General features: G+C 72.5%; 14 protein-coding genes. 6 read left to right on the top strand and 8 right to left on the bottom strand.

Annotation, left to right across the window (positions count from 1 at the left end):
• Nucleotides 1-301 precede the first annotated feature (301 nt).
• The 5 genes from ABD352_RS26875 to ABD352_RS26855 are packed head-to-tail and all read left to right on the top strand — an operon-like array spanning nucleotide 302 to nucleotide 4,536.
• Nucleotides 302-985, top strand: a complete 684-nt coding sequence (locus ABD352_RS26875) for a flotillin family protein (protein WP_344615260.1) — start codon at nucleotides 302-304, stop codon at nucleotides 983-985.
• Entirely contained in the window at nucleotides 982-1,479 is a 498-nt protein-coding gene (locus ABD352_RS26870; protein ID WP_344615259.1) for a hypothetical protein, read from the top strand. The genes ABD352_RS26875 and ABD352_RS26870 overlap by 4 nt, the downstream gene beginning before the upstream one ends.
• Nucleotides 1,476-2,426 carry a hypothetical protein gene (locus ABD352_RS26865; protein WP_344615258.1) on the top strand — a complete coding sequence of 317 codons (951 nt, stop codon included), beginning with the start codon at nucleotides 1,476-1,478 and terminating at the stop codon, nucleotides 2,424-2,426. Before ABD352_RS26870 ends, ABD352_RS26865 begins: the two co-directional genes overlap by 4 nt.
• Before the next feature lie 26 nt (nucleotides 2,427-2,452).
• Nucleotides 2,453-3,637 (top strand): OmpA family protein, encoded by a 1,185-nt coding sequence (locus ABD352_RS26860; RefSeq protein ID WP_344615257.1) that lies wholly within the window; start codon nucleotides 2,453-2,455, stop codon nucleotides 3,635-3,637.
• Nucleotides 3,637-4,536 carry an HNH endonuclease family protein gene (locus ABD352_RS26855; RefSeq protein ID WP_344615256.1) on the top strand — a complete coding sequence of 300 codons (900 nt, stop codon included), beginning with the start codon at nucleotides 3,637-3,639 and terminating at the stop codon, nucleotides 4,534-4,536. Before ABD352_RS26860 ends, ABD352_RS26855 begins: the two co-directional genes overlap by 1 nt.
• A gap of 210 nt (nucleotides 4,537-4,746) precedes the next feature.
• Here the strand turns inward: ABD352_RS26855 and ABD352_RS26850 are convergent, their stop codons facing one another.
• From ABD352_RS26850 to ABD352_RS26820, 7 genes are all read right to left on the bottom strand, one after another.
• The gene (locus ABD352_RS26850; protein ID WP_344615255.1) at nucleotides 4,747-5,325 is read right to left on the bottom strand and encodes a GTP-binding protein; all 579 of its coding nucleotides are present in this window, start codon (nucleotides 5,323-5,325) and stop codon (nucleotides 4,747-4,749) included.
• Nucleotides 5,306-5,692, bottom strand: coding sequence for a DUF742 domain-containing protein (locus ABD352_RS26845; RefSeq protein WP_344615254.1), 387 nt, complete (start codon nucleotides 5,690-5,692; stop codon nucleotides 5,306-5,308). The genes ABD352_RS26850 and ABD352_RS26845 overlap by 20 nt, the downstream gene beginning before the upstream one ends.
• A gap of 9 nt (nucleotides 5,693-5,701) precedes the next feature.
• The gene (locus tag ABD352_RS26840; protein ID WP_344615253.1) at nucleotides 5,702-6,118 is read right to left on the bottom strand and encodes a roadblock/LC7 domain-containing protein; all 417 of its coding nucleotides are present in this window, start codon (nucleotides 6,116-6,118) and stop codon (nucleotides 5,702-5,704) included.
• 15 nt (nucleotides 6,119-6,133) lie between these two features.
• On the bottom strand, nucleotides 6,134-8,449 hold the full coding sequence (locus ABD352_RS26835; RefSeq protein ID WP_344615252.1) for a nitrate- and nitrite sensing domain-containing protein: 2,316 nt from the start codon (nucleotides 8,447-8,449) through the stop codon (nucleotides 6,134-6,136).
• Between the two features lie 124 nt (nucleotides 8,450-8,573).
• A complete protein-coding gene (locus ABD352_RS26830; protein WP_344615251.1) occupies nucleotides 8,574-10,043 on the bottom strand; it encodes a prenyltransferase/squalene oxidase repeat-containing protein in 1,470 nt (489 codons plus the stop codon).
• The gene (locus ABD352_RS26825) at nucleotides 10,040-10,930 is read right to left on the bottom strand and encodes a terpene synthase family protein (RefSeq protein ID WP_344615418.1); all 891 of its coding nucleotides are present in this window, start codon (nucleotides 10,928-10,930) and stop codon (nucleotides 10,040-10,042) included. The genes ABD352_RS26830 and ABD352_RS26825 overlap by 4 nt, the downstream gene beginning before the upstream one ends.
• A gap of 11 nt (nucleotides 10,931-10,941) precedes the next feature.
• The gene (locus tag ABD352_RS26820) at nucleotides 10,942-12,276 is read right to left on the bottom strand and encodes a cytochrome P450 (protein WP_425553649.1); all 1,335 of its coding nucleotides are present in this window, start codon (nucleotides 12,274-12,276) and stop codon (nucleotides 10,942-10,944) included.
• 485 nt (nucleotides 12,277-12,761) lie between these two features.
• Here ABD352_RS26820 and ABD352_RS26815 point away from each other — a divergent pair, with 485 nt between their 5' ends.
• The gene (locus tag ABD352_RS26815; RefSeq protein ID WP_344615250.1) at nucleotides 12,762-13,802 is read left to right on the top strand and encodes a glycoside hydrolase family 6 protein; all 1,041 of its coding nucleotides are present in this window, start codon (nucleotides 12,762-12,764) and stop codon (nucleotides 13,800-13,802) included.
• A 100-nt stretch (nucleotides 13,803-13,902) separates the two neighbouring features.
• On the opposite strand, the gene ABD352_RS26810 is transcribed toward ABD352_RS26815, so the two are convergent.
• Nucleotides 13,903-15,510 carry an ABC-F family ATP-binding cassette domain-containing protein gene (locus ABD352_RS26810; protein ID WP_344615249.1) on the bottom strand — a complete coding sequence of 536 codons (1,608 nt, stop codon included), beginning with the start codon at nucleotides 15,508-15,510 and terminating at the stop codon, nucleotides 13,903-13,905.
• Nucleotides 15,511-15,793: the final 283 nt, after the last annotated feature.

The following is a 15,793-nucleotide window of genomic DNA, read 5'->3' as shown; positions in this document are numbered from 1 at the left end:
CACGCTGCCACACCCGCCCCCCGGCCGCGCGCCGGGCCAAATGCCGACATGCGGCGCCCGGCTTCACGAACGACGGACCCGGCCAATACACATCCTCCGACCATGCCAACCGCGGCGACACTGATCCACGCCGGCGACGCCACACCGACCACCACAGAACAGCGGGTAAGCGCCCGCGACCGTTACTCACCGGCGCGCCATGTCAGCTATGACCGCCGCCACTCTCAACTCCCGGTCGCCCGGTCCGATAGATCCCCGATCGCAAGACGGTACGGCGGGCTACGGGGGAGGCACGCAACGTATGGCCGACATGCAGAAGGGTGCGGTCGTGGAGCAGTCGTTCACCTGGCTGCACCGGACCCGCCGGGAGCGGCGCCGGCTGCGCTGGCACGGGCGCTGGGACGGCTGGCGGCGCGTGCCGGTCAACCTCGACGACCGCGGCGTCGCGATGACCCCGCACATTGAGGCCCTGCTGCGCCATGCGTACGAGGTGTTCGACGGCGAGCTGGAAAGCATGCGGGCCGACCAGGCCCGGATCGACACCGAACGGGACCGCCTGACCCGCAGCCTGCCCGAGCACTACGCGGCCGTTGCCGCGGCCGAGGAGCGCTACCAGCGCTTCGCCGCGACCCGGCCCGGGCAGGAGCGGCGCCTCGGCGAGGACGGCCTCGACGTCGCCACCATCCAGCGCCGCCGGCAGGCCGAGTACGAGCGGGAGCGGGCCATGCTCGAGACGGCCCTGCGCGAACGTCGCGCCGCCCAGCTGGAGGCCGAGACCGCGCTGCGCACGGCGGCGGCCCAATTCAGCGGGCGCGTCGAGGCCATGCGGCAGCGCTGCGCCGGCTTCGGCCACTACACCGAGTGGCGCATCGCCGCCTACTGGCGCTCGTTCCTGCGCGCGAACCGGTTCAACCGGCGCGGGGGATGGAAGCCCCTGCCGCAGCCGTGGCACCGCTGGGCCCTCGAGAACGGCGTCTCCCCGTGAGCCGCGCCGAGCCGCGGCGCCGCCTGTTCGCGCCGCGCCGCGGGCGGCATGCCCCGACCGGCCGTGGCCCCGCCACGGCGCCCGCCGACCCGGGCGGGCAGGTCGAGCTGTGGATCGAGCGGCTCGCCGCCGGCGGCTCCGTCGACGAGGGCAACGCCCGCGTGCTGGACCGCATGATCGACGCCTGGCGGGAACAGCAGCTGCGGCGCATCGACGCGTACTACATCGACCGGCGGCGCGCCCACGAAGCCGCGCTGCTGGACCTGCAGGACCGCCTGCGCAAGGCGGAGCAGCGGCGCGAACGCGCGGGGTGGGCCATGGACCGCTACACCGCCGCCTTCGGGGCCGAGGCCGGCCCGGAGGCCCCGGGTGAACCCGCCGAGGGGATGCAACCCCCGGCCGGGCGCAAACCGGGCCGGCCCCGGCCGTCCGGGTGGGGCCCGCTCCGCGTGGCCGGGCCAGGCCGGGACGAGATCGGCCCGGTGGCGTCGTGACGGCGGTCGTCCCGCCGGACGAGCCCCGCCTCACCCTCGCCGAACAGGGCTTCTGGAGCGGCTGGGGCCGCTGGGTGTTCGTACTCGTGGCCGCGGCCGGCGACGTCACGAACTTCAGGGTCGTGGTGGCCGAGCTCGACGGGGAGCTGCAGGAGTACCAGGTATGGCTGCTCGTGGCCGCGTTCACCGCGCTCGCGATCGGTCTGACGCACATCGCGGGCGCGGCGCTGCGCGGGGCAGGGGGTGGCGGGCGGCCCGGTTCCGCGCGCGTGGTGGTGGCCGTCGTGCTGGCGGTGCTCTGGCTCGCGCTCGGCGCGGCCGCCCTGTGGATCCGGCTCACCCACGGCGCCGCCGGCGGTGACCAGCTTGCCGGGCTCGACCCGGCGGACCCGCTCGCCGGGCTCGACGGCGGGGCGCCCGCGGCCCCGGCCGGTGGTGTGCCGGCGGCGAACCTCGACGGCCTGCCGATGGCCGTGCTGTTCCTGCTGCTGTACCTCGGCGGCGGCCTGATGGCGTTCTGGCTCGCATGGGACCACGGCCCGGACCGGATCGCGATGCTCGGCCGGCACCGGCGGCTCGGCCGCGCCGAGCGCCGCGAGCACGGCCGCCAGCTGCGCTCCATCGCGTGGGCCTGGACGTTCGGCCTGCCGGTCACCCTGCGGCGCCGGTACCGCCTCTGGCGCGGCCCGCAGCCGTGGGCGTACCGGCGCGCCCGCTCCCGCCACCAGCGCGCCACCGCCGACGCCGACCGGCTCCGGCGCCTGATCGAGCATGCCCGCGCCGACGCCGGCCGGGACCCGGAGCGCCGCGAGGCGCAGCGGGCCGGCACGTTCGCGCAGGCCGACGAGTTCAAGCAGCTCGCTCGGGTGGCGCTGGCGACGCGGGTCGGCAGCCCCGCCGGCACGTCGGCGATCACGCATCAGCAGCCGGCGACACCGCACCGGTGACGCCACGTCAGATGAAGGAAGGTCACATGCCCATGCACCGTCTGGCCGCCGTGGCCACGGCGCTCACCCTCGCCGCCGGCGCGACCGCCGGGTGTTCGGGCGGCACCCAGCCCGGTCCCGGCGGCACCCGGCCCGGGACCGGCGCCCAGCCGGGCAACGCGTTCGCGGTGGTCGTCGGCGCGCACGCGAACAGCCCCCACCCGGCGCTGGTCTCCGGCGCCGGCTCGCTCATCGACGCGGCGGTCGCCGGCGGGAGCCGGGCCTCGATCGTGGTCAGCGACGGGCAGCCGTCGCTCAAGGGGCCGGTGTCGCTCGCCGCCAGCGGCAACAACGCCGAGGCGCGCAAGAAGAGCACCGCCGCGCTCTCCTCGAGCTTCGCGGCCAAGGTCATCGCGGCGCGGGCGACGGCACCCGAGAACGACCTGCTCGGCGCGATCAGCCTCGCGGCCAGGGCGACGTCCGGCGGCACCGGCACGCGGACGCTGCTGGTGATCGACAGCGGGCTGCAGACCGTGGCACCGCTGCGCTTCCAGGACCCCGGCGTGCTCGGCGCCGACCCGGCCGACGTCGCCGAGTCGCTCGCGAGCGCCCACGCGCTGCCGGACCTGAAAGGCGTCACCGTCCTGCTCAGCGGCATCGGCGACACGGCCGCGCCGCAGGAACCGCTGAGCACGGCGCAGCGCGCCAACCTCGTCGCGATCTGGACCGCGGTGCTGCAGCGGGCCGGCGCCGAGGTCACCGTTCGAGACGAGCCGCTCAGCGGCGCCGCCGCCGACGGGCTGCCGGCGGTCACGACCGTGACGCTGCCCGTGGCGCAGACGTTCGCCACGATCGGCACCAGCCCCACCACCACCGTGGACCTCGGCCAGGAGACCGTCGCGTTCCTGCCCGACCAGGCGGTGTACCGCGACCCGGCCGCCGTACAGCAGACCCTGAAGCCACTCGCGGAGAAGATCATCGCCGGCCACCTGCTGGTCAGCCTGACCGGTGCGACCGCGGGCAACTCCGACGGCCTCGCGCTGTCGCGGCAACGTGCCGAGGCGGTCAAGCAGACGCTGGTCGGGCTCGGTGTCGACCCGGCGACCATTACCTGCAGCGGCCTGGGCTCGAAGGCGCCCGGGCACGTGCCGGACACCGACGCCAGTGGTCACCTGCTGCCCGGGCCCGCGGCCCAGAACCGCAAGGTGATCGTCGAGGCCCGGCGGGCCTGATGGACAGCGAATGGCGCACCCACGCGCGCTGGCCGGACGTGCCGCCGTCCTGGTCGGGCCGGGCCACGGCGGCCCGGCCGCGGCGGCTGCTGGTCGCGGCGGCGCTGCTCGGCGCGTTCCTGCTGGGCCTGGCCGCCGCCACCTGGGCCGGGACGCAGCGACCGGCGAGCCCGCACCAGGCCGCCGAGGCGGCCGACCTGACGGGACTCGATGCGACGACAGCGGTACCGCGGCCGGACCCGGCGACCCCGGCCGCGCCCGCGGTCGCCCCGAGCGCCACGACCCCGGCTCCTGCGCCGAGCCCGTCGCTGTCCCCGAGCGCCGAGCAGGCAACGGCGGACGTGGCGGACGTGCTCGCCGAGGTGTACCAGCTCAAGGTCGCCGACAACGCGGCCGGCGGCGGCTACGCGCGGGCGCGGTTCGGGCCGGCCTGGTCCGACGTCGACGGCAACGGCTGCGACACCCGCAACGATGTGCTGCGCCGGGACCTGCGGTCGGCGGTCACGGCCCCGGACTGCACCGTCGTCAGCGGCGTCCTGGTCGACCCGTACGGCGGCTCCACGCTGGCGTTCCAGCGCGGCACCACGAGCGCCGACGTCGAGATCGACCACGTGGTGGCCCTGGCCGACGCGTGGCGCAGCGGCGCCTCGGCCTGGACGGACGAGCGGCGGCTCGCGTTCGCCAACGATCCGCGGGAACTGCTGGCCACGACCGCCCAGCAGAACCGGGCCAAGGGTGACGCGAACGCGGCGTCCTGGCTGCCGGCGAACGGCCGGTGCGCCTACGTCGCGCTGCAGGTCGAGGTGAAGTCGGCGTACGGGCTGTCGGTCACCACGGCGGAGCGGGACGCGTTCGTCGCCACGCTGACGTCGTGCGGGTGCGCCCCGGCGACCGGCTGACCCTCAGCCGGCCGGCTGCCGGCAGGGTGAGTGGAGCTGAAACCTCTTTGCCCGCCAGGAGGCGGGTCCCTATCATCGGACGTGATCATGATGCGCGGGTTGCGAGCCCGGTGAACGCACCACGTCCCCCGTAGCTCAGCGGGTAGAGCATGGCCATACGGAGGCCAAGGCCGCTGGTTCGATCCCAGCCGGGGGCGCCAGTGGGCGAGGTCAGGCGGGCACGCGGGGCCGGGCGTCGGCCGCGTGCTGGAGCAGCGTGACGAGGACGTCCTTGCCGGACTGCCGCTCCCGGGCGTCGCACAGGACGATCGGCACGTCGGACTCGAGGTTCAGGGCCTGCTTGAGCTCGTCGATGTCGTACTGCCGTGCGCCCTCGAAGCGGTTCACCGCGATGATGAACGGCGTGCCGCGCCGCTCGAAGTAGTCGATGGACGGGAAGCAGTCGGCGAGGCGCCGGGTGTCGGCGAGGACCACCGCGCCGGTCGCGCCGAGCGCGAGCTCGTCCCAGATGAACCAGAAGCGGTCCTGGCCGGGCGTGCCGAACAGGTACAGCACCAACTGCTCGTTGATGGTGATGCGGCCGAAGTCGAGTGCCACCGTCGTGGTGGACTTGCTCTCCACACCTGTGAGGCTGTCGACGCCCGCGCCCGCCTCGGTGAGGACCTCTTCGGTGTGCAGGGGACCGGTCTCGCTGACCGCGCCGACCATCGTCGTCTTGCCCACGCCGAACCCGCCCGCAATGAGGATCTTGATCGCGGTGGGGACGCCGTCAGAGTGCCCGTAGGCCATTGATCGCCGCCTCGATGATGTCCGTGTCGGGACGTGTCCCGGCTGGGTGGGGTTCACGTACTTGCACGAGCCGCCGGTCGAGCAGATCGCCGAGCATGACCCGGACGGTCCCGAGCGGCAGGTCGAGATGCGCGGCCAGCTCCGCCACCGACAGCGGCCGCTGGCACATCCGGACGATGGCGAGGTGCTCCGGCTCCATCCCGACGTCCGGCATGGCGGTCATCACGGTGGCCGTGACCAGCGCGATGCGGTCAAACGTGCCGCGCTTCGGCTGCGTTCGCCCGCGGGTCATCGCGTAGGGCCGGACGACCGGGCCGGCACGGTCGTCGACCCACTGATCCTCCATCGGCTCGTCCTGGGCGGTCATCGGAGCGCGTCACGCCCCCTCAGCCGGGTCGTCCAGCCGGGGCGGCGAGCCGAGGTACTTCCCGGCCCGCGTCACGAGCATCGCCATCTCATAGGCGAGGAGGCCCAGGTCGGCGTCCTCGCTGGCGAGGACCGCCAGGCACGAACCGTCCCCGGCGGCGGTCACGAGCAGCGACGATCGCCGCATCTCGACGATCGTCTGCTGCAACGGGCCGCCGTCGAACCGTTTGCCGGCGGCACGGGCGAGGCTCTGGATGCCCGCCGCGATCGCGCACAGATGCTCGGCGTCGTCCTGGCCGAGCGCCTGCGACGACGCCTTGAGCAGGCCGTCGACAGACAGCACGATCGCGTGCTGCGCGTGGTCGATGCGTGCGACGAAGTCGTCCAGTAACCAGGTCAGATCGGCTTTGGCCGTCTTCTGTACCACAGGTCTCCCCTTACGTCAGGCCTCGGGCTGTGCGGAATCGTCCACGGCGTGCCGGGGAAGGTCGGTGCGGCCCCGGCGGGCCCCGTCCTGATACGACGAGATGCGGCTGCGGACCTGCTCCGGGTCGGCGGCAGGCGCCACCGGCTCGACCGACTGGGGATCGGGCGACTCGTCCCGCAGCGGCGCGGCGAGGCTGGTCTGCCGCATCCGGACCGGCAGCCCGGAGGTTGTGAACGAGCTGTCGGCAACCGGGGTGGGAGCCGGCTCCGGCGGCACGGCGGTCACCGGGCCGGCGGCTTCGAGCGCGGGCGGCGGCGCCTCGGCGAGCGCGACGGAGCTGTGGGCACTGGCCGGCAACGGCTCAACGGTTCCCTCCCGGTGGTTGGCCCCACGGTTCGCCGCGGCGCGGGGGCCTGCCGCCGGCGCGCCGCCGGTCCCGCCCTCGATCGCGTCGGCGCCGTGGAGCAGGCTCTTCGGGATCAGCACGATGGCCGTGGTGCCGCCGTAGGCCGACTCTTTGAGCTGCACCCGGATGCCGTGCCGCTCGGCCAGGCGGCTCACCACGAACAGGCCCAGCCGCGCGGCGCTCGCCAGATTGAACTCCGGATGGCTCGCGATGCGTTCGTTGAGCTCGGTGAGCTCCTCCCCGCCGATGCCCAGGCCGCGGTCCTCGACCTCCAGCACGTAGCCGGTGCCGACGGCCTGGCCCTTGATGTACACCTCGGTATGCGGCGGCGAGAAGGACAGCGCGTTCTCGACCAGCTCGGCGAGCAGGTGGATGACATCGCTGACCGCGCGGCCGGCGAGCTCGACCGGCGCGATCGGGTAGACGGTCACTCGGGCGTAGTCCTCGACCTCGGCGATCGCACCCCGGACGATGTCGACCATCGGAACGGTGCGCCGCCAGACGCGGCCCGGGCTCGACCCGGCCAGCACGATGAGGTTCTCCGCGTTGCGCCGCATCCGGGTGGCGAGGTGGTCGACGCGGAACAGGTCTTCGAGCTTGACCGTGTCGCTCTCGCGCCGTTCCATGCCGTCGAGCACGGCGAGCTGGCGGTGGATGAGCGACTGGGACCGGCGAGCGATGCTGAGGAAGACGTCGCGGACACTGCGACGCAGCTCGGCCTGCTCCACCGCGGCGCGGATAGCGGTTTCCTGCACGGCGTTGAACGCGTGACCGACCTGGCCGATCTCGTCGTTGCCGAACTCCAGCGGCGGTGCCTCGGTGGCGACGTCCACGACCTCGCCGCGGCTGAGCCGGGCTACGACGCCCGGCAGCTGCTCCGTCGCGAGGTGCCGGGCCGCGTCCCGCAGCCGTTCCAGCTGGCGCAGGATCGCCCGGGCCGTCGTGATCGACACGATGATCGAGGCGATGACGGTGACGAGGCCGAGACCGGCGGCGAGGAGCAGGCGGACGACCACCCCGATCGCGACCGGCGTGGCCCGCTGCACGACCGAGTCACCGCCGCGGAGGACCACGTCGAGGATCTGCTTCTGCGCTGCCTCGGTCGTCGTCTTCCAACCGGCGGCGTCGACCGGGAGCCGCAGGTTGGTGCGGGAACCGGAGACGACCTGGTCCTCGATCGTGCGGAGCCGGGTGAGCTCGGCCCCGTCGACCATCGCGTCGTAGCGGGACTTGTCAGCGGCGGGCAGCTTCGCCGCGACCTGGTCGGCGAGGAACCGGTGCGCGCCGACGAGCTGGGTGAACCGCCCGTACTCGACGTCGGTGAAGCGGCCCAAGGCGAGCGCCCCGGCCAGCAACGCGTCCTCCTGCGAGACGAGCTCGCGGACCTGGTTGAGCTGGATCAGGGTGACCGTGTCGTCGGCGATCGCCTGGTCGTCGAGCTTGCCGAGCGAGTAGTACACCTGGAAGATCGACTCGATCGCCGCGGTGTAGGCGCTCGACGCGGCGGCCCGGTCGATCGTGTGCGAGTCGACCGACGTGCGCGTGGCCTGCAGCTGGTCCAGGCTGCTCAGCACGGTGGCGACGCGGGACTTGAGCTCCGCGTCGGCGGCCAGCTTGGCCCAGCGGCTCTGGGCGGATTGGCGGAACTCGGCGGCGAGGCCGTCGACCTTGCCGCGCTGGGCGTCGAGGTCGCCGTGCGGAGCGGCCCCGGTCGTGCCGAGGTACACCACCGACATGCGCCGCTCGACCTGCAGCTCCAGCAGCAGCGGCTCGCTCGGGTCGTAGATCTGGCTGTTGTAGGTCTGGACCCACAGGAGGTTGACGCCTTCCCGCAGCGTCACCCAGGCCGCGAACGCCCAGAGTGCGGTCAGCGAAAGCAGTAGCGCGGTAATCTTGGTGCGGAGCCGTGAACTGCGGGAAGCCATCACACCGTCCCAGTGAGCATTTCTCGGACACGCCCGGCGCGGTCATCCACCGACTTCACGCCGCGGGCACCGGAGCACCGACGCACGCTAGCAACTTCTCGCCACGCGATCCAACTCGCCGAGGTCAATTTCGGTGCTGCATGATCAAATGCTGTGCGGCCAGCGCCGCGGCCCGCACGATCGCGTGCGGTGCGTAGAGGTCCTTGTCGTGCCACAGGGGCGGGTCCGCCGGGTGCGTTCCAGTCAGGTAGCGCGCGGTCGCGGCCAGGTCCGTGCGGGGCCGGTGACCGGCCAGGAGCAGCACGTGGACCGCGTAGGCCGTCTCCTCGCGGGTGCCGCTCCAGCGGCCCCAGGAGCCGTCGTGACGCCCCGTCGCGGCAACCCATTCGGCGGCGCGCGCGACCGCCGCGGCGACCGCCGGCCCGCGGCCGAAACGGGTCAGCGCGAGCACGCAGCAGGCGGTCGCATAATACGGCGAACTGTGCCACCGGTCGCGCCAGGAGCCGTCCGGCTCCTGCTGCGCGCACAGCCACGAGGAAATTCGATCGGTCACGTCCACCTGACCGCACACGCCGAATGCATCCAGTACGTGCGCGTTCGTGGTGACCGAAAAGCCGTCCTCGCCGGGCCAGGTACAGAAGAATTCACCGACGTCATATTCCCGTAACACGCCGGGATCGACGCGATGCCCGAGCTCGCCGAGTGCGAACAGCACCACCGCCGTGGTGTCGGCGTCGGCCGGCAGCCCGGGCCCGGCGGCCGTGCCGGTCGGGCCCCAGTTCGCGGTCAGGCTCGCGACCATCTCGGCCGGCGCCGTGAATCGGACGCCGGCGCGGGCGAGCCCGCCGAGCACCCACGCCCGCTCGAACACGGTGATCGGTGTGGCGCAAGGGACGGCGCCGCCGTGAGGGTGCATGGCCGCGGCGAGGTACGAGCTCACCGCGGGCGGCCGCTGGTCGCCGATCCAGGCGGCGGTGGCGGCAGGGGAGGCGCCCACCGAGCCGGGGCCGACCGGCCGGACCGAGGGCGCGCCGCGGGCCGCGTCGCCGAGCACCTCCAGGGCGTGCAGGAGCTTCTCCGGGACCGCCGCACGGGCCTCGAACCACCGCCGCACCGCCGCCAGCCGGGTGCCGTCCATGCCGTGGGGCAGGGGCAGCGCCTGCGCGGTGCGCTCGTTGATCTGCTCGACGAGCGCCGGCACGATGAGGTCGGCCGCGGGAGTGTCCGGAATGGACGGTACTTCGCTCAGCAGGCGGTGCAGGAACCGGAGCCCGCGCTCGGCGGCCTCGCGGGGGCCGGCCGAAAGCAGCGCGTCCGTCGCGCTCAGCGTCGGCACCAGTGCGTAACCGCCGGGAGGACCCCAACCGCCGTCCGGTCGCTGCGCGGCGAGCAGCCACCGCACCCGCTCCGCATGGCCCCGTAGCCAGGGCGCCAGCCGAACGAGCCGCGCGGTTTCGTAGACCGAGGCGGACACCTGCCCCCAAGGCTCCCTCGCCAGGCTTTCGAGCAGGTCCTGTACACCCTGATCGACGCGCGCGTCCAACGGTGCGGCGAGGCTCGCCGCGGAAGCGATCGCCTCCTCATCGACGCTCACAGGGCACCCCAGAAGTCGGTCAGCCGGTAGAAGCCGGTGCTGAACCCGATCTGGCGGCTGAGGTACACCGCCTCCCGCGGGCAGCTGCCGGCAAGCGCCTCGGCCGATCCGAGCGCCTGTCGCGCGAGCTTGCCGATCTGACGGGTGACCTCGTCGTGGTCGGCGCCGAGCAGCAAGGCGTTGAGGTCGCCCCATTCGACGTCGCGCCGGTACGTCGCCAAGTCGTTCACGAGCCGCAGCACCTGCTGTACCTCACGCCCCGCGGCGATGAGCCGAGGCAACTCGGCGAGCGCGTCGGGTTCGCCGCCCGACAGCCAGTGCGAGACGTTGACCCAGGACGAGCCGAAGTTGTCGGCGTTGTCGAGGTATTGCGCCAGGTCCGGGCGCGCGCCGGTGGACTTCCATTCCCACTCGCGGCGCATCGCGGCGAGCATCCGGCGCAGCTCCTCCCGCCAGACCGGCCGGTGCGCCGCGAACGCCGGCGCGGCGGCGAGCTCATCGCGCACCGCGGCGAGCATCCGCGACAGCGCGTCATCGTCCTCGGGCTCGCCGCCGTCGGCCGCGGACAGGCACCGTTCCACGACGCGGTCGACGTCGGCACCGGTGCGCGCGAGGTAGTCGACGCGCCAGTCGACGGCGAAGACCCACAGCGCCGTCAGGTTGGCGATCCGCAGCTGCTCGCGGGTGCACCAGGGCGCGCCGAAAGCGGTGGCCAGCGCCACGGTGCCGAACACCGCCGGGTCGAACGGGTTCGCCGGGAACAGCTCGGGGTATGCCGCCGCGGCGGCATTCAGGTCCCGCTGCCCACTCGCGGCGAGGCCGCAGATCCGGCCCTGCTCGGCCGCGGCGGCGAGCTCGTTCCCGAGCTCCGTCGTCGGGGCGTTCATGCTGGACACCGCTAGACGGTGGCGCGGTCGCGGTGCAGCAGCGTGAGCTCGACCTTCGTCTTGGGGCGCAGTGACGCGGCGACCTGCGGCTCCGGGATGGCCGGATCGTGCAACCGGAACCGGAAGCGGCTGAGGATGGTGGCGACGATCAGCTGGGCCTCCAGGTAGAACAGGTGCTGCCCGAGGCATTGGTGCGGGCCGCCGCCGAACGGGTAGTGGGCGTACCGGTGGCGCCGCTCGGCCCGCGGCGAGGCGAACCGCTCCGGGTCGAACTCCTGCGGCCTGTCCCAGAACTGCGACATGCGCTGGGTGATGTAGGGGCTGACAAGGATGTCGGCACCCTTGGGGATGCGAGTCCCGCCGACGACGTCGGGCCCGGCGGCGACGCGGGGAATCAGCCAGCCCACGGGATAGAGCCGCAGCAACTCCTCGAGCACCATCCGCAGGTAGGTCAGCTCGGCAAGGTGCGCGCGGCGGACCGGGCCCCCGCCGACCACGCGGTCGATCTCGTCGTAGAGCCGCTCGGCCACGTGCGGGTGGGCCTCGAGGATCGGCCACAGCCACGTGAGGACGCCGAACGTCGTCTCGGTCGTGGTGGCGAACATGGCGACGGCGTCGTTGCGGGCCTGCCGCTCGTCGATCGGGCGTCCGTCGGCGTCGCTGGCTCGGCTCAGCGTGGCGATGACGTCGGTGCCGTCGTCGCCGCGCGCCCGTGACGCCCGAACGATCGGCAGGAGCACGTCGTCGATCTCCTGCACGGCGTTGCGGAACGGCCGGTCGCCCGGCATCGGGATCGCGTTCGGCACGAACGGAACGAGCAGCCGGAACACGATCGCGGTGGCGATGGTGTTCTGCGCGTTCACGATCCGCAGCGCCTCCGGGACGCTCACCCTGTCGGCGAAGAGGACCCGCATGATGGCGCCGCACACGATCTTCGACAGTTCGGCGCCGACGTCGATGACGCGGCCCTCCCGGGCGGGCTCGTCCAGCCGCGCGACGGACTCCTCGATCGACGCCGCCATGCCATCGACGAGCGCGTCGACGCGCTTCGCGGTGAACAGCGGCTGCAGCGTGTTGCGGCTCGCGGCCCACACCTGGCCCTCGGCGAGAATGCCCTCGCCGAACAGCCGCTTGACCGGCCGCCACAGCATGCCCTTGCCGTCACGCAGGAAGTTCGCGGCGTTGTCGCGCAGCACGTGCTGCACGTGCGCCGGGTTGGACACCAGGTAGGGCCGGAACGCGCCCAGGTTGACGCGGACCACCTCGCCGCCGGCCTCCTCGGCGAAGCCGACAAGTGCGTCGAGCGGATTGCGGGCGAGCCTCGGCACCGCCCGGTGCATCGGCACGGCCGCGGCCTTCCTCGGCGCCACCTGGACTGCGGACAATGGACACCCCCACAACCCGGGCATCGCGGCGCCCGTCTATTCGCATCATGCATTGTGGAACCTGCGAGATCATTACATCCGAGCCACGGCGGCGGCCAGCAGGCGTGGTGATTAATGTCCATATTTATCACATTTGTAACTTGTGGCAGACCGTGTCGAGCTGGTAACAAGCGCGGGCCTCGCCGGCGCCGGCGGCTCAGGTCGATCGTCCACAGGTACGACAGCCCGGTGCACATGAGGCGGTCGGCCGATGGCGACTAACCGTCCATTGTGGAGTGTGCAAGCGCGTCAGTATTCAGGCGCCGCGTTTTCTTAAGGTTGCCTTAAATCACCTGCTCATGGCTTGAATGACCGCCGCGAACCACTACGGTCCTTGGGAGCGCTCCCGTGCTAGTACCTCCATGGAAGGAGACGCTTTGTCGCCCAACCCCTCGCGCGGTGCCACGATGGCAGCGTTCACCGGTCTCATGGTCGCCGCCACGGCAGGAGCCGTGGTCTGGACCGGCGGCGAATCGGCCGCCGCCACCCCCGGGGCCCTGTTCCAGGCCCCCGACTCGCAGGCGGCGCGCTGGCTGGCAGCCAACCCCGACGACTCCCGGGCGGCCGCGATCCGCGACCGCATCGCGAACCAGCCCACGGGCAAGTGGTTCACCACGTACAGCCCCGACTCCGTGGCTTCCGACGTGAGCGGCTACGTCGGTCAGGCGAACGGCACCGGGCAGGTGCCACTGCTCGTCATGTACGCGCTGCCGAACCGCGACTGCGGCGGCGCGAGCGCAGGCGGCGCCCCCGATATCGCCGGCTACAAGACGTGGGTGCAGGCCTTCGCCAAGGGGCTGGGCTCGCAACCGTCGATGGTCATCGTCGAGCCGGACGCCCTCGCGCTGCAGAACTGCCTCGACGACGCGAAGATCGCCGAGCGTGACGACGCCGTCACGTTCGCGGTCAAGACCATCAAGAGCGCGAACCCCCAGGCGAAGGTGTACCTCGACGGCGGCCACTCGCAGTGGAACTCGCCCGCCGAACAGGCCAAGCGGCTCACCGCGGCCGGCGTGCGGAGCGCTGACGGCTTCTTCACCAACGCGTCGAACTTCCGCCCGACCGCCGACGAGGTCGCGTACGGCAAGGCCGTCCTCGCCGAGCTCGGCGCATCGCAGCTGCACTTCGTCGTCGACACGAGCCGCAACGGCAAGGGACCCCTGGGCGACCAGTGGTGCGACCCCGCCGGACGCGCCATCGGCGAGGCACCGACCCTCGACACCGGTGACCCCGCCGTCGAGGCGTACCTGTGGATCAAGCCGCCGGGGGAGGCCGACGGCTGCCAGGGCGCGGCCGGCACGTTCTCGCCCGACGTCGCCTTCGAGCTGGCGAACAACGCCGCCCCCGCCCCGTCACAGGACAACGCCGCCCCGGCGCCCGCCCCGGCCGCGGACCCGTCGTCCGACGACCTGATCAGCTGCCTGCTCCGGTTCCTCTGGGACTGGTGACGGCCGCACCTTGACCGGACCCGCGAGGGGGATGCTGCGGCATCCCCCTCGCGCTGCTGTGCTCGACGTCAGGCGATGCCGGGCTCGGCGATCAAGATCGTCACATGTTCAGGTCCCGGCGTTGACGCATGCGCCCGTTCCTGTCGAGCTCGATGACGGTGTCGACGCCGATCCGTTCGAGAAACGCGACGTCGTGGCTGACGATGAGGAGGGCTCCGCGGTACGCGTCGAGGGCTTCCGCGAGCTGTTCGACGCTTGCGATGTCGAGATTGTTCGTGGGTTCGTCCAGCACCAGCAGCTGCGCCGGCGGCTCTGCCAGGAGGAGCCGGGCGAGGCAGACGCGGAACCGCTCGCCGCCGGACAGGGTGCGCACCGGACGATCGACGCTGTCGCCACGCAGGAGCAGCCGGGCGAGCTGGTTGCGGATCGTGCCCGCCGGTGTCCCCGGCGCCACCGCCCGCACGTTCACCATCGCGCTGGCGTCGTCGTCCAGCCCGTCGAGGCGCTGCGGGAGGTATCCCACGAGTTCCGTCACCAGACGCCCGTGCGGCCGATCGGTCGCGGGAGCCATACCGTGCACGAGCTGTTCGATCAGGGTCGACTTCCCGGTGCCGTTGGGTCCGACGAGGGCGACCCGCTCCGGCCCTTGGATCACGATGGTGCGGTCCTGGTCCCGCAGCTCCGCGAGGCGCCGTCCGCGCGGGACGTCGGGATCGGGCAGTACGAGATGGATGTGCTCCTCTTCGCGGACGCGGGCATCCGCGGCGTCGACGGCGGCCTGGGCCGCCTGGACCTTGTCGTCGAGCGTGGAGCGCAGCGAGCCCGCCGAGGCCTGAGCCTTGCTGGCGCGGTTGCCCGCGAGGATCTTCGGGATGCCACCGTCCTTCTGGGTCTTCTTCGCGGTGCGCTCCCGGCGCGCCAGTTTCGTCTCGGCCTCGACCCGCTGCCGCTTCTCGACCTTGAGCGCCTGCTGAGCCGACCGCGCGGCCTGCACCGCCGCCGCCTGCTCCTGCTCCTGGTGTTCCTTCCATGCGCTGTAGGGACCGCCGAAGGTGTCGAGCGTGCCGCCGTAGAGCTCGGTGGTGGCATCCATGTGCTCCAGCAGCACGAGGTCGTGGGTGACCACCACGAGCGTCCCGGGCCACTGGTCGACGAACTCGGCGAGCTTGGCGCGCGTGGGCCGGTCGAGGTTGTTGGTGGGCTCGTCGAGCAGGGTGATCGGCGTGCGGCGGATACGCAGGCCCGTGATGGCGATGAGCATCGCCTCCCCGCCGGAGACCTCGGCCACGCGACGGTCCAGGTCGGCGGCGGCGAATCCGATCTGATGGAGCGCCTCATCGGCCCGGGCCTCGATGTCCCAGTCGTCGCCGACGGTGTGGAAGTGGCGCTCGTCGACGTCGCCGGACTCGATGGCTCGCATCGCGGCGAGGACGCCGTCGATGCCGAGGAGCTCGGCGATCGTCGCCTCGTGCCGCAGCGTGAGCGTCTGCGGCAGGTAGCCGACTTCGCCGATGACATCGATCTGCCCGGCGGCCGGCCGCAGGATTCCCGCGATCAGCCGAAGCAGGGTCGACTTCCCGGCGCCGTTGCGTCCGATCAAGCCGGTACGACCCGTGCCGAACGTGCCGTTGACGCCCGAGAGCGCAAGGGTGCCGTCCGGCCAGTCGAAGGTCAGGTCGCGAAGTGTGATGGCGGACTTCAAAGACATTGGCGGTACTTCTCTTTCTTCTTCCCGTCAGCTGCCGACGGGCCTGACAGGTGGCTGTGGATGCCAGCGGAGCTGGCGGGACAACCGACCATGGGCCGTGGGGCGAGGCGGCGAGAGATTCGATCCGAGCTACGGGAGCACCATCCACCGGCGACAATGCACCGTTGCTCAGGCAACGGGCGAGAGGTGGGTCCGCCAGGGAGTCGAAGTCGCGCGTTCGCAGGCACCCACTCGGGACCGAGGTCGGTGCGGTGCGCGCCTGCCGGCGAGGTTCACGCAGCGG

The organism is Dactylosporangium salmoneum, assembly GCF_039532525.1.
GTDB classification, from domain to species: Bacteria; Actinomycetota; Actinomycetes; order Mycobacteriales; family Micromonosporaceae; genus Dactylosporangium; species Dactylosporangium salmoneum.
This window is presented reverse-complemented; position numbering and strand designations above follow the sequence as displayed.